At 49.4% G+C, this 8,560-nt stretch carries 10 protein-coding genes and 1 tRNA gene; 4 read left to right on the top strand and 7 right to left on the bottom strand.

The window, feature by feature from the left end:
* Both Q0231_RS03690 and Q0231_RS03685 read left to right on the top strand, forming a co-directional pair.
* Nucleotides 1–796, top strand: a 796-nt coding sequence (locus Q0231_RS03690; RefSeq protein ID WP_299345241.1) for an exopolysaccharide biosynthesis polyprenyl glycosylphosphotransferase, incomplete at its 5' end; no start/stop codon positions are given.
* A 13-nt stretch (nucleotides 797–809) separates the two neighbouring features.
* Nucleotides 810–2,069 (top strand): O-antigen ligase family protein, encoded by a 1,260-nt coding sequence (locus Q0231_RS03685; protein WP_299345238.1) that lies wholly within the window; start codon nucleotides 810–812, stop codon nucleotides 2,067–2,069.
* Here the strand turns inward: Q0231_RS03685 and Q0231_RS03680 are convergent.
* Nucleotides 2,066–3,061: a phosphotransferase gene (locus tag Q0231_RS03680; protein WP_299345235.1), complete on the bottom strand. Its 996-nt coding sequence runs from the start codon at nucleotides 3,059–3,061 to the stop codon at nucleotides 2,066–2,068. The two genes, Q0231_RS03685 and Q0231_RS03680, sit on opposite strands and share 4 nt — an antisense overlap.
* Nucleotides 3,062–3,205: 144 nt before the next feature.
* On the opposite strand from Q0231_RS03680, the gene Q0231_RS03675 reads away from it, so the two are divergent.
* A tRNA-Pro gene (locus tag Q0231_RS03675) sits at nucleotides 3,206–3,282 on the top strand.
* A gap of 79 nt (nucleotides 3,283–3,361) precedes the next feature.
* On the top strand, nucleotides 3,362–4,177 hold the full coding sequence (locus tag Q0231_RS03670; protein ID WP_299345232.1) for a hypothetical protein: 816 nt from the start codon (nucleotides 3,362–3,364) through the stop codon (nucleotides 4,175–4,177).
* A 33-nt stretch (nucleotides 4,178–4,210) separates the two neighbouring features.
* Here the strand turns inward: Q0231_RS03670 and Q0231_RS03665 are convergent, their stop codons facing one another.
* The 6 genes from Q0231_RS03665 to Q0231_RS03640 all read right to left on the bottom strand — a co-directional run bounded on the left by Q0231_RS03665 (nucleotide 4,211) and on the right by Q0231_RS03640 (nucleotide 8,404).
* A complete protein-coding gene (locus Q0231_RS03665; protein ID WP_299345229.1) occupies nucleotides 4,211–4,675 on the bottom strand; it encodes a MerR family transcriptional regulator in 465 nt (154 codons plus the stop codon).
* Between the two features lie 38 nt (nucleotides 4,676–4,713).
* Nucleotides 4,714–5,022, bottom strand: a complete 309-nt coding sequence (locus tag Q0231_RS03660; protein WP_269391977.1) for an integration host factor subunit alpha — start codon at nucleotides 5,020–5,022, stop codon at nucleotides 4,714–4,716.
* An 89-nt stretch (nucleotides 5,023–5,111) separates the two neighbouring features.
* Entirely contained in the window at nucleotides 5,112–6,086 is a 975-nt protein-coding gene (locus tag Q0231_RS03655; protein WP_299345225.1) for a beta-ketoacyl-ACP synthase III, read from the bottom strand.
* Nucleotides 6,083–7,159, bottom strand: a complete 1,077-nt coding sequence (plsX, locus tag Q0231_RS03650; RefSeq protein ID WP_269391979.1) for a phosphate acyltransferase PlsX — start codon at nucleotides 7,157–7,159, stop codon at nucleotides 6,083–6,085. Before plsX ends, Q0231_RS03655 begins: the two co-directional genes overlap by 4 nt.
* A gap of 85 nt (nucleotides 7,160–7,244) precedes the next feature.
* On the bottom strand, nucleotides 7,245–7,805 hold the full coding sequence (locus Q0231_RS03645) for a DUF177 domain-containing protein (protein WP_299345220.1): 561 nt from the start codon (nucleotides 7,803–7,805) through the stop codon (nucleotides 7,245–7,247).
* A complete protein-coding gene (locus tag Q0231_RS03640) occupies nucleotides 7,802–8,404 on the bottom strand; it encodes a ubiquinol-cytochrome C chaperone family protein (RefSeq protein WP_269391981.1) in 603 nt (200 codons plus the stop codon). The genes Q0231_RS03645 and Q0231_RS03640 overlap by 4 nt, the downstream gene beginning before the upstream one ends.
* Nucleotides 8,405–8,560: the final 156 nt, after the last annotated feature.

Raw genomic sequence — 8,560 nt, 5'->3', positions numbered from 1 at the left:
TGATTTGGTTATTGTGTCCCTTCCCGTTTCGGCGGCAACACGTGTGTTGCACATGCTCAAACAATTGTGGGTGCTGCCCGTTGATATTCGCCTAAGCGCGCACATGAGCAAGCTGAAGTTCAAGTCTCGCGCCTATTCCTATTTGGGTGAGGTGCCGGTGTTTGATATGGCTGACAAACCAATCTCTGATTGGAATATTGTCGCCAAATGGTTGTTTGACATGGTTGTTGCAGCGGTTGCACTGGTCGCTTTCTCCCCCATCATGCTGATTACCGCGATTGCCATCAAGTTGGAGAGCAAGGGCCCCGTTTTCTTCAAACAGAAGCGTCACGGCTTTAATAATGAATTGATCAATGTGTTCAAGTTCCGGTCTATGTACACGGAAATGTCGGATGAAAAAGCGACAAAGCTGGTCACAAAAGATGATCCGCGTGTCACAAAAGTAGGCCGCTTTATTCGCAAAACATCAATTGATGAGCTGCCTCAGTTCCTCAATGTTTTGCGCGGAGAGCTTTCAATCTGCGGCCCTCGCCCGCATGCCTTGCAGGCCAAGGCCGATGACCGCCTCTACCATGATGCTGTGGACGGTTATTTTGCACGCCACCGGGTGAAGCCGGGCATAACTGGGTGGGCACAGATTAACGGTTGGCGGGGCGAGACAGACACCGTCGATAAAATCATGCAACGGGTTAATCACGATCTTTACTACATCGAAAACTGGTCGATCTTCTTGGATCTCTACATCCTCTTGATGACCCCTATTTCGCTGGTCAGCAAAAACGAGGGCGCATACTAGCGCGGCCATCCTCATGTCAATTCAAACAACATTTGTGGGCGAAAACATTAGGGTGAGCGGCTCTGCGCTCGCTCATCGTCTAATGATGATGCTGGTGCCGGTTTGGATTGCTGGCGGGGCACTGGTTATGTTTGAACCGTCCCCTTATGAGTTGGTATTTGTGGCCGTTTTTGCCTGTGCCATGTTGGCGGGCATGCCGATATCGCGGCGCACCAACACCTATTTGATGGCAACTTTGTTGTTCATTCCCCCCGCGTTCGTTGCCATTTTGCAGATGCAATATTCAACGCTGTCGAAGGGCTTGATCTTTACCACCGTCACGGTGTTTTTGTTGATCACCGGGTATTTTGTTGCCAACTTTGTTGCAGAAAAGCCCTTTGAACGTATGCGTTTAATCAATAAGGCGTATATATTTGCGGCTGTTTTTGCCGCCCTTATTGGCACGCTGGCATATCTTGGTTTGATCCCCGGCAAGGATCTGTTTCTGCGCTATGGTCGCGCAAAAGCTTTCTTTAAAGACCCCAATGTATTTGGCCCCTTTTTGGTGTTGCCCGCTGCCTATTTGTGGCAACGAATCCTTTTGGGCGACTATCGAAAAATGGCAATGAATGCCCTGTGGTTGGGTATCATTTGTGTGGGGGTTTTCGTGTCCTTCTCCCGCGGCGCATGGGGGCACTTGCTGCTGACATTTATCATTGTCTATCTGCTCAACTTCTTGTTGGAAGCGACGCCGCGTGAACGCATAAAGATGATCGGGCTGGCCGCCGTGGGCATTTTCGCCCTGGTCCTCGGTATTTTGGGCTTGTTGATGATCCCGCAAGTCGCAGACTTGTTTTTGCAACGTGCTTCGCTTGTTCAAAGTTATGACGGTGGTGAAACGGGTCGATTTGGCCGACAGGCGTGGGGATATGCGCTTGCGTTGAATAACCCGCTGGGCATCGGGCCCTGGCAATTTGACCAAATGTTGGTTTTAGAGCAACCGCACAACACCTACCTAAAAGTCTTTTTGGACTATGGATGGCTTGGCGGCGGTGCGTTTGTTTGGCTGATTCTGATGACATTGCGACGCGCCGTTGTGTCCATGGCCATCCCCTCACCCAATCGTTTGTTGATGATCCCGGCGTTCGCTACATTTTTACCGCTGATCCTTGAAGCCGCGATTATCGATATTGATCACTGGCGCCATTTGTTCTTGGTGATGGGAATTATTTGGGGCGTTTCGGCTGGCTATGATGTCTATAAAGGCGGCCAGAACGACCGGCGGTTGCCTTAAGCTGCACCAAACCTGAGCAAATAGTCTTGGGCAAGTTTTGCACCTCGGCGAACAAAGTCGCCTGCCAAACTTTGCGCAAAAGGCGTTTCACTATGCGAGCCTATCCAGGCGGTTAGCGCCATACGCCGTAGCATAACGAACGTGTCCATCTCAGCTTCATCGGCCTCAGCAAGCGTTCGCTCTTTGCGATACCCGCGCAGCCATGCTGCCTTGAGTGCTGGGATTTCTGGACTGTCTTCAATAAATGAAATGGCAGCTGCAAAATCATACATGTACCAGCAAAAGCCGCAGTCATCGAAGTCGATCAGCTTGATGTGACGGCCATCAACCAGCAGATTCGCCAACCGCATATCGGCATGAATCAATCCGTACCGATCTTGGACCTGTCCAAATTCTGCTAAACGTTGGCGCAACAACGCATCAAGTCGATCAAAGGTCGATCGAAACTGCTCGGTCATCCCTGGTGCTTTGCGCCAATCGCCCCAAAGCCCGTTTGGATCAAGAATGCTGCTGGCCGTCCAACGCATCCGTTCAAAACTCACAGGCATTTGCCATTGTTGCACATGATTGTGCGCAGTGGCGGCAAGCCGCCCCAATTCCACAAACGCTCTTGAAAGATTTTCATTTTCTTGGGGTTCATTCCCCTCTTCAAACTCAAAAAGCACCATGAACTGCGGCGCATTTGCCCCGCTCACATGAGCTGATTGCAGCAAATGCCCATTATTACCAGCAATGGCGATTGGGGTTTGCACCGCCATATCGGTGCGCAGCGCCTTTGCCCAAGTCAGTTCAGAAGTGATGGCAAGTTCGCTATTGTAGCCGGGGCGGTGCACGCGCAATATTTTCTTGCTACCATCGGGCAAGTCCAAGCGGAAGGTAGCGTTTTCTGTATGGTTGATCAGGGTGCATTGAGCGCGCGCAAGCCCCGGCCAGGCCGTTAGCGCAGCGAGCAGTTTGTCACGGTCAATTCCGGTGTTTTCAATCAGGGCCATCATCAATATCCATCACACATGGCAGATGGCTACCGCAAATAGGAGTTGGTGTTAAGGCGCAAAACGTCAGATCCGTCAGAACGCACAAAATTAGCGCAACACTGACTTGCGCAAAGCAGCGAATTTGTCTAACAAGGCCCCAGTCGGGGTGTAGCGCAGCCTGGTAGCGCATCTGTCTGGGGGACAGAGGGTCGTCAGTTCAAATCTGGCCACTCCGACCATTTTATATCCGGTTGTTACTTTTCCGACCTACATGCTTTTGCCTTGCTTTATATTTAGTTATTTCTGACTGGCTAGAAAATGGCATCTCCCAAAAGAATAAACCTAAATTTATCGGCCAACGAAAGCTTCAATCTATTTGCTCAAAGCTTTAGACGAGTAAAATACTTCTTATTTATTGCAGACAACATAAGCATAAGTCATCTACCACAAGAACACTGGGAAATTGGGAATAAGGAAAGCGTAAGATTCGCAATACCTACACCACCCTCCAACAAAATTGGTGGCCTAGTAGAAGGATTTCAACACTTTCAACGCCTCTATTTGGTACGTGATAGTATTGAGACTTTTGCGCTTTGCCTTGACGATCTCTGCTTCAAATTACTTCTTGCACAAAGCGGTACCAGACACATCCCAATCGGCGGCACACTCCATGACTCTCTTGAAGCCACAGAGAAGGCTTTTCTGAATGAATTCAAATCTAATGGTGTTTCTCCCACAAAAGGAAAAATCTCAAAGCTAAAGGAACGGTTTTCCTTGTCGCTAAGTGAAGACATTGAAAGGGCAATCGGTAGTTTGAAGAACGTACGAGATTGCTTATCTCACAGAAATGGGATCGTCAGTGAAAAGGATGGTGAAGCGGCAAAGGGAGGCTTGCGCCGCATACAATGGCCAGCCTTTGAATTGTTTGTGCTGGATCATAAAACGAAAAAACGATCGAAACTGAGCTTCGGCACCACGTACATAAATGGAGGCACAATAGAACTCCAAATGATCCCACGGGCAAAGGTTTTTAGTGTCGGCGAAAAACTCGAATTCACGTCTGCAGAAGTATTTGAAATCGCTCAGGCATTAAACCTGGCTGCGCAAAAGTATTTAAGCCAAATTCAAAAATAGAACTGTGTAAATCGCCTAAGTTAGATAAACGGACTACCCAAACGGATCTTCCGTGGCTTTGTCCAAAAGCCGCTTGCACTCGAGCAATTCGTGCAGCGCTTCGTTTAGTCGTGCGCGCGAATAGGTGTCGATTTTTCCGGAGCCGTGTGATGTTTCTGGTGCTGCAATTTGAGGTTGTTCAGCCGTGTCGCCATTGCCACCAACGGGCACCACAGGCTCAATTGCCCCGGTTTCACCGATGGTGATCACGTGGCGTGCGCCATTTTCTTTGAGGATTTTTTGGACGCCCTTGATGGTGAAACCTTCATCATAGAGCAAATATCGTATGCCGCGCAGCAGTTGCACATCGTCGGGCCGATAATAGCGACGACCACCGCCCCGCTTTAGCGGTTTGATTTGCGAAAATCGTGTTTCCCAAAAACGCAAAACGTGCTGAGGCAAGTCAAGCTCGTCTGCCGCTTCCGATATGGTACGAAAAGCGTCTGGCGACTTTTCCAACGGTTCCACCCTCGTATTAGCTAAGCGCTATTATTGTTCTATTTTGCGCTTAACATTTTGTCGTTGATCTTGGACTTCAAGACATTGCTTGGCTTAAACACCAAAACCCGTCTTGGCAAAATCGGTACTTCTTCGCCGGTTTTAGGATTCCGACCAATCCGCTCATTCTTAGATCTGACCAAAAATGAACCGAATGACGACAGTTTGACGCTTTCCCCAGCGACAAGTGCATCACTCATTAAATCCAATACACGCTCTACCAAATCAGACGACTCGGCCCGCGAAAGGCCGACTTGCTGATAAACTGCCTCACTGAGGTCAGCACGTGTTAGTGTTTTCCCTGCCATGTCCACTCCGCAATGCATTTCAATATGTTAACGAGCATAGATGCGACATTTGTCTTGGTCAATGATGAAGCGCAAACTCTTATTGCACTTTACCAGCGCACCAAAGACGCGCCCCACGTAAATCCGCCACCCATGGCCTCAAGCATCACAAGATCGCCCTGCTTGATACGCCCATCAGCCACCCCAATGCTCAGCGCCATCGGCACTGAAGCCGCTGAAGTATTGGCATGTTTGTCCACCGTAACGATAACTTTTTCTGCCGGAATTTTCAGTTTTTTGCCAGCCCCGTCAATAATACGCTTATTGGCTTGGTGTGGCACGAACCAATCTAGATCGCTTGGCTCAACATTTGCTTTTTCAAATGCGCCTTCAACCACGTCCGAAATCATGCCAACAGCATGGCGAAACACTTCTTTGCCTTCCATGCGCACAAATCCAACGGATTGAGTTAGCGATGGGCCACCGTCAACATAGAGCTTGCGCCAATGTTCGCCATTTGAGCGCAAACAGTTTGAAAGCACACCACGGTCACCTTCTGCCTCAGTTGGCACAGCTTCAAGCACCATGGCGCCTGCGCCATCGCCAAATAGCACACAGGTTGTCCGGTCTTCCCAATCGAGCAAACGCGAAAACGTTTCAGCGCCAATAACAAGCGCTTTGGTGCCAAGACCGTTTTTTAAATAGCTATCTGCAGTTGCAACGGCATAAACAAAACCAGAGCATACCGCTTGAATATCAAATGCAGACCCTTGGGTGATGCCGAGTTTTTCTTGCACCAATGCAGCTGTCGCTGGGAACGTACGGTCTGGAGTTGTTGTTGCAACAATGACCAAATCGATTTCAGAGGCATTGATGCCCGCCGCGTCGAGCGCGTTCCGTGCAGCATTTACCGCCAAATCCGATGTTTGTTCGTCTTCTAGGGCAATGTGGCGCTGCTCAATGCCCGTGCGCTGAACAATCCACTCGTCCGTTGTGTCGACTTTTTTCTCTAGATCTTTGTTTGTGACAACGTTTTTGGGCAAATAATGCCCAACCCCACGCACGACTGATTTTACCCCACTCACGCTGATGCTACCTCGTCACTTTCATTGTCGCCATTTGATGCCTTGTCGGCTGGCTTTTCAAATTGTTTCAGCCCGTCACCGATTTTATCCATCAATCGATTGTTGGCCATTTCATAGGTTATGCCCAAAGCGCTCTTAAAGCCAATTTCGTCGGTGCCGCCGTGGCTTTTGATCACGATACCATTTACGCCGAGAAAAACAGCACCATTGGCATTACGCGGGTCCATTTTGTCACGCAGCGTGCGCAGGCCACCCGAAGCAATGAGTGCGCCGAGTTTTGATAGCCAGCTGTTGGTGAGCGCGGTGCGCAGATAAGTGCCGACCTGTCGCGCGGTCCCTTCTGCGGTTTTCAGGGCAATATTGCCTGTAAAACCTTCTGTTACCACAACATCCACTGTGCCTTTGCCAATGTCATCGCCTTCAACAAAGCCGTGATATTGGTAACCGCACCCTGTGTGTGACTTAAGTTCTTTGGCAGCATCTTTAACCGCGTCCAAGCCCTTAACTTCCTCAACGCCGACGTTGAGCAAACCAACAGTTGGTTCTTTCATATCGAAGAGCGCGCGGGCCAAGGCGGCCCCCAAAATGGAGAAGTCAATCAACTGTTGTTTATCAAACCCTACGGTTGCACCCACGTCGAGCACAACGATTTCTGTGCGCAAGGTTGGCCAAATCGCGGCCAACGCGGGCCGAGCGATACCTTCCATCGGGCGCAGGCAGAATGTCGCCATCGCCATTAGTGCGCCGGTGTTGCCGCCTGAAATGGCCGCGTCGGCCTCCCCATCGGCAACGGATTGCAGGGCATTCCACATGGATGATTTGCCGCGGCCTTTGCGGAGGGCCTGACTGGGCTTTTCGTCCATCGAAACCACATTTTCACAATGACGGATTTCGGACACAGCTTGAAGGTCAGGATATTTTTTGAGCAAAGGCACCAGCTCATCTTCACGCCCGTGAAAGATGTATTTGGTGTTTGGCCGCTCCAAAAGAGCCATTTTCGCGCCCAAGAGAACGATCGCCGGCCCGTTGTCGCCACCCATAGCGTCGACTGATATTGTTATGTTTTTTGCCATATTCGCTTTGGTTTTTAGCAAAACTCGTGCGCAGCTTATCTAGGAATAAGCCGCATACAAGCTTTTTTGCACCTTTGTCGACTAATTACTTTGTCTGTTTAAGTGCCGCCAGCGCGGCAAATGGGGACAGTTCGCCCGAATCCTCGTCATCTTTGACATTTGGCAGTTCAGCACCCTGTTTCTTTGGATACGGATCAATGTTTAGCAAATACTGCTCGTATATGAAATCACTTAGATCGATTTTATCGGCCGTGAACCATTCTGTGTCCGCATCTACTTCCAAATCCACAAAGACTTCGCCATTTGCGGTCAAATCCAACTCGGGCTCTTCGCCGCGCAAATAAATGCGTTCGATAGCGACATCAATTTGCTCCTCGACCGGTTCTAGCGTAACAACGCACGGTTGCTGCAGTGCCGCTTTCAACTTGCCCTTGGCTTCCAGCCCCCCACGAATCGGTCGAATTTCGACAAACCCTTCAAACTGTGTAAGTTCGGTGGCCGCTGAATGTTGAGCGAGGACTTTGAGCGTTTGCTCGTCGGCTGCAAAGTCATATTTACGCCCTTGTGTGGGCACTTCTTCAACACGAACCACCATATCGAGCAAAAGAGATAGTTGTTCGATGGTGTATTCTTGGGTCTTGCTCATTCTTGTTCCTCAGCATTTATGCTGGCAATTGATTGTTCGGGAGACAGAAAATGGATTGTTCCGCGAATGATTTGGTTTTGAGTGCCCAAGTTGGCGATTTGTCCAATCGCATATTGGGCCAGCACGTTCGCATTTGTGCTGTCTTCGTCATTATACAAATTACGATTTAGCGCCAGAGCAAGTGTTGCGACATCTTTGCTCTCATATGAGTCCTTCACCGCCCCCAAAAGGCCATAAAAGACTTCACCCATTTTTTTGACCTTTTTGGGCACGGTTATATCGCCAACGCCCATTTCGCGCAAAGAGCGGTCCATATCTTTAAAGAACAAATCAAACAGCGACTGGGCGAACTTCCTTTGGTCTTCGTCGCCTTTGTGCAGGCGGTGGAAAACCAGGGTCATGTGTAATGCGATCATATCGAAGCGACCGGTTACATCGTCTTTAATGCCATGGGACAAATAGAATTCTGGGTGCCGAGATTGCGCCACAATGATATTGTACGCAGCTAGTGCAGCATCGGCGAATGGGTCTTTGCGAAATGGGTTGAAAATCATCAGTCTGTTGTCGGTTCTGCTACAGGTCGAAGTTTTAAGTTCCATCTGCATCTTGCCATCTTATCACTTTGGCAGCTAAACAGATTTCCGACGCCCCTTTTTTAGATGCGTTATTTGTCTTGTTAATCGAGTTTTTGTGAGAAAGCCAATTAAATGATGTTCACGCGTTCAGCAATCCGCTTCCTTTCACTTATCAGTGTC

Origin of the sequence: uncultured Maritalea sp. (genome assembly GCF_937139385.1) — a bacterium.
Taxonomy (GTDB): domain Bacteria; phylum Pseudomonadota; class Alphaproteobacteria; order Rhizobiales; family Devosiaceae; genus Maritalea; species Maritalea porphyrae_A.
The sequence above is the reverse complement of the archived record's forward strand: the minus strand, read 5'-3'. Positions and strand labels throughout refer to the sequence as shown.

Excerpts from the sequence above, each read along its gene's own strand:
- Q0231_RS03640 (WP_269391981.1), bottom strand. The coding sequence starts at position 8,404 with ATGGAACTTAAAACTTCGACCTGTAGCAGAACCGACAACAGACTGATG.
- plsX (WP_269391979.1), bottom strand. The coding sequence starts at position 7,159 with ATGGCAAAAAACATAACAATATCAGTCGACGCTATGGGTGGCGACAAC.
- Q0231_RS03645 (WP_299345220.1), bottom strand. The coding sequence starts at position 7,805 with ATGAGCAAGACCCAAGAATACACCATCGAACAACTATCTCTTTTGCTC.
- Q0231_RS03685 (WP_299345238.1), top strand. The coding sequence starts at position 810 with ATGTCAATTCAAACAACATTTGTGGGCGAAAACATTAGGGTGAGCGGC.
- Q0231_RS03680 (WP_299345235.1), bottom strand. The coding sequence starts at position 3,061 with ATGGCCCTGATTGAAAACACCGGAATTGACCGTGACAAACTGCTCGCT.
- Q0231_RS03670 (WP_299345232.1), top strand. The coding sequence starts at position 3,362 with ATGGCATCTCCCAAAAGAATAAACCTAAATTTATCGGCCAACGAAAGC.
- Q0231_RS03660 (WP_269391977.1), bottom strand. The coding sequence starts at position 5,022 with ATGGCAGGGAAAACACTAACACGTGCTGACCTCAGTGAGGCAGTTTAT.